Genomic DNA, 3,311 nt, shown 5'->3' on the forward strand with positions numbered 1-3,311 from the left:
CATGAACGACACGAACTCCCGGATCGGCGTGCTGGCCACCGAGGTAATCGATCTGCTCATCGCCGCCGTCGACCAGGTTTCCCCGGAGCGCTGGGATCAGCCGTCCAATCTCGAGGGCTGGAGCCTGCGCGAGCTGGTCGGGCACGTCACGGGCAGCGCGGCGAAAGTGGTGACCCTGGTCGAGGACGGTGAGCTCTGGGACCGCCCGTCGCAGCCTGCCGACTGGATATGCGATGACCCGAGCCAGCGGCTGCGCGAGCTGGCGGCGCGGCTGCGGGCCGGGTTGCCCGGCGCCGACCTCGACGGACCGCGGAGGTCGCCCGAAGGTGAGGTTCCGTTGCGGCGGGCGCTGACGTATCCGGTGTCCGACCTGGCCATGCACGCCTGGGACATCCAACGGTCGCAAGGGCGGCTGATCGAGCTGCCCGCGGACCTGCTGGGGCTGTGCCGCGGGTTGGTGGAGTCGCTGCCCGAGCACCTGTTGCGGCGGCCGGGCGGCTTCGGGCCGGCCCAGCCCGCACTGGATGACGCGACGCCGACCGCGCGGCTGATGGCTTTCCTGGGCCGCTCGGTCGACATCGGTGGCTGAGTCCGCCTGCGGCACACGCGCTTTGCGGAGCGTCCCGTGGTCGGGCCAGTCGCAGAGGCAGCACCAGCCCCCGCGCCGGGAGACGCACAGGTTGCCCGCCTCGGAGCGACAACGCGGGCGATGAGGCCGCCGCCCAGCCCAACGAACGCATTGTCGCTGAGAGGCGAGCACGCCGGGCATCCCCGCCCCCAGCGACGGCTGTGGCGCTTGTGACGAAGATGGGTGCCCTCAGCTGTTGCGGCTGATCTTGAGTGCGGTGGTGATCATGGGGATCTGCAGGGGCAACCGGGCCAGGGCGACGATCCGCATCGGCCAGGGCTTGTCCCACCACAGCCGGCACATGTTGACGTTGGCCGGAAACACGCCGACGAACAACACGGCGGCCGCGAGCGCGGCCAGTCGCCGCGTGCGTCGTGGCAGCAACGCCGCTCCGATGCCCACCTCGGCCACCCCGGACGCATAGGTGTAGAAGCGGGCGCTGCCCGGGAGCTCGGCCGGGACGATCGTGTCGAACGGCTTGGGCGCCACGAAGTGCAGCGTCCCCACGCCCAGGAGCATCGCCGCGACGCGATACGCGGTGAGCTCGGTGGTGTCACGCACGGCGACTGGTCTGGTTGTCATCGACCCATTGTGTCCTGTCACGCGCGGTCGGTATCGGGATGGCGGAAACTCAGGCCGTTTACTATTGGCCATACGGTATTTGTTACGATTCGCGTCATCTGCTGACACCCGCGCTGCCGACCGCAGCCAGACCGTTCGAGGTTGAGAACATGGCCAAACCCGTCATTGTCGGAGCGGTTCGGACGGCGATCGGCCGCTCCTTCAAGGGCACGCTCGTCAACACGCCACCCGAGACGCTGATCACCACGGTGCTTCCGGAGGTCGTGCGCCGCTCCGGCGTCGACCCGTCCGCCATCGACGACATCATCTTCGCTGAATCCCATTACGGGGGCGGGGATTTGGCGAGGTATGCCGCCACCGCCACGGGGATGGAGGACATTCCCGGCCAGTCGGTGAACCGGCACTGTGCGGGCAGCCTGACCGCCATCGGCAACGCGGCGGCGCAGATCGGTTCCGGGATGGAACGCGTGCTGATCGCCGGCGGCGTGCAGTCGTTGTCGATGACACCGCTGACCAACTGGCGGATCCCCGGCCCGGAGCTCAAGTTCGAGGAGCGCTGGATGCCGCCGACGCACGTCGAAACGCCGGATGCACCCGCCAAGGACATGTCGATCACCGTGGGCTGGAACACCGCCCAGGCGGTCGGGATCACGCGCGAGGAGATGGACGCGTGGGCGGCCCGCTCACATCAGCGCGCCATCGCGGCCATGGACGCGGGCAAGTTCGTCGACGAGATCATCCCGCTGAAGGTCACCCAGTTCGACGGTTCGGTCACCGAGTTCTCCGTGGACGAGCATCCCCGCCGAGACACCACCGTCGAAAAGCTCGCCGCGCTCAAAGTGCTGCACCCCGAGATCGAGGGGTTCTCGATCACGGCCGGCAACAGCAGCGGCACCAATGACGCCGCCGCGGCGGTGGCTCTCGTGGACCGCGACTACGCCGCGGCCGAGAACCTCAATGTCATGGGCGCGGTCCGGGCGTGGGCGGCCGCGGGCGTCGCCCCCCGCGACACCGGGCTGGGGGCCGTCAAGGTCATCGGCAAAGTGCTGCAGCGGGCCGGGCTGTCGGTCGACGACGTCGCGCTGTGGGAGATCAACGAGGCGTTCGCCTCGGTGCCGATCGCGGCGTGCCGCGAGTACGGCATCGACGAGGAGAAGGTGAACTTCTCCGGCAGCGGCTGCAGCCTCGGCCACCCCATCGCGGCCTCGGGCGCGCGCATGGTGACCACGCTGGTCTACGAGCTGGCCCGCCGTGGCGGCGGCATCGGCGTCGCGGCCATGTGCGCGGGTGGTGGCCAGGGCGGCGCCGTGGTGATCGAGGTCTAGCGGCGATCGCGAGCGCGGCGGAGCCGGGCGATGGGGGCACCTCCCGCTTGCGGGGGACGGGTCGCCGCCGTCGGGTCAGCGGCGATCGCGAGCGCGGCGGAGCCGGGTGATGGGGGCACCTCCCGCTTGCGGGGGACGGGTCGCCGCCGTCGGGTCAGCGGCGATCGCGAGCGCGGCGATCAGTTGCAGTACGTGTAGCCGATGAATTGCGTTCCGCGCGTGTCGCCGCTCGAGTAATTGGCGAAGTGCACCGCCGGTTCCTCGTTGTACTGGGTGTTCATCTTCTGCACGGTCGGCGGGGGAACACCTTTGGGAAAAGCCAGGATCATGTCGGCGAAGATGTTCAAGCCGACCTGGCAGATGGCCTCGCGCCGCGGCGGCTGTGGATTCCACGCGTGGACGATTACGGGCTCGGTGAGTTGATACCCGGCCGCGCAATTCGGATCGCAGACCTTGAACACGGCCGTGCCGCTGCCGTCGGCGCCCTGTTGGCCCCACGAACTCCACGACATGTCTTGCAGCGCAACGGCGACGCTCGCGCAGCCCAGCACGTTGAGCCGCTTAGGCCGTTCGACGGGCGGAACGGACAGGTTGTAGCAGCCCGGGATCGCGAAGCTCTGCGGCGGTGCCGGCTGGGCGGTGGGTGGCTTGACGCCCTGGTCACCCTGGGTCAGCTTCAGCACCACGAAGGTGAGGATGCCGCCCAGCGCGACCGCCGAGACGATCCCGATCACAACCAGACGCCCCCGCGTAATGCGCCCCAGCCGACCCAACAA

4 protein-coding genes are annotated in these 3,311 nt (G+C 69.3%); 2 read left to right on the forward strand and 2 right to left on the reverse strand.

What is annotated here, in order from left to right:
* Nucleotide 1 precedes the first annotated feature (1 nt).
* Entirely contained in the window at nucleotides 2-589 is a 588-nt protein-coding gene (locus A9X03_RS25070; RefSeq protein WP_068263509.1) for a TIGR03086 family metal-binding protein, read from the forward strand.
* A 228-nt stretch (nucleotides 590-817) separates the two neighbouring features.
* On the opposite strand, the gene A9X03_RS25075 is transcribed toward A9X03_RS25070, so the two are convergent.
* Complete coding sequence (locus A9X03_RS25075; protein WP_067751424.1) at nucleotides 818-1,210, reverse strand: hypothetical protein; 393 nt, start codon at nucleotides 1,208-1,210, stop codon at nucleotides 818-820.
* Nucleotides 1,211-1,359: 149 nt separating this feature from the next.
* Here A9X03_RS25075 and A9X03_RS25080 point away from each other — a divergent pair, with 149 nt between their 5' ends.
* Nucleotides 1,360-2,535, forward strand: coding sequence for a thiolase family protein (locus tag A9X03_RS25080; RefSeq protein WP_067751442.1), 1,176 nt, complete (start codon nucleotides 1,360-1,362; stop codon nucleotides 2,533-2,535).
* A gap of 179 nt (nucleotides 2,536-2,714) precedes the next feature.
* On the opposite strand, the gene A9X03_RS25085 is transcribed toward A9X03_RS25080, so the two are convergent.
* The gene (locus A9X03_RS25085; RefSeq protein ID WP_082974570.1) at nucleotides 2,715-3,269 is read right to left on the reverse strand and encodes a hypothetical protein; all 555 of its coding nucleotides are present in this window, start codon (nucleotides 3,267-3,269) and stop codon (nucleotides 2,715-2,717) included.
* Between the last annotated feature and the right edge of the window lie 42 nt (nucleotides 3,270-3,311).

Source organism: Mycobacterium sp. E1715 (genome assembly GCF_001667625.1).
Classification (GTDB): Bacteria; Actinomycetota; Actinomycetes; order Mycobacteriales; family Mycobacteriaceae; genus Mycobacterium.